Source organism: Bradyrhizobium cosmicum, from assembly GCF_032290525.1.
Lineage (GTDB): Bacteria > Pseudomonadota > Alphaproteobacteria > Rhizobiales > Xanthobacteraceae > Bradyrhizobium > Bradyrhizobium cosmicum_A.
The window spans coordinates 1-256 of record NZ_JASXTA010000364.1 but is presented as its reverse complement, the minus strand read 5'-3'; the positions used below and the strand labels follow the sequence as shown (position 1 = coordinate 256).

Here is a 256-nt window from a genome sequence, read left to right as displayed (position 1 = left end):
GAATTCGACCGCGGCGCTGCGTGTCGCCTCGCCGTCCGCACCGATCTCGACCGCCGCGAGAACAACCTCCAGTTTCTCGGCAAGCTTGCTGCTCTCCCCCATCAGCTTCCAGGAGATTGGATGCACCTGCCCGCGCTCCTGTTCGATGAAGACCAGACATGCTTGTCAGCGTTGAATGCCCCGGCAGCGCCTTCTTGGCGGCGCGCCGTTGCGCAGGCAACGCGGGAGCTCTTATCACGTCGCTCATCGCCAAGAC

At 63.7% G+C, this 256-nt stretch carries 1 pseudogene; it reads right to left on the bottom strand.

Annotated elements, in window-relative coordinates:
* A pseudogene (locus QSV46_RS40265) lies at positions 1-247 on the bottom strand (electron transfer flavoprotein subunit alpha); the annotation flags it as partial.
* Positions 248-256 lie beyond the last annotated feature (9 nt).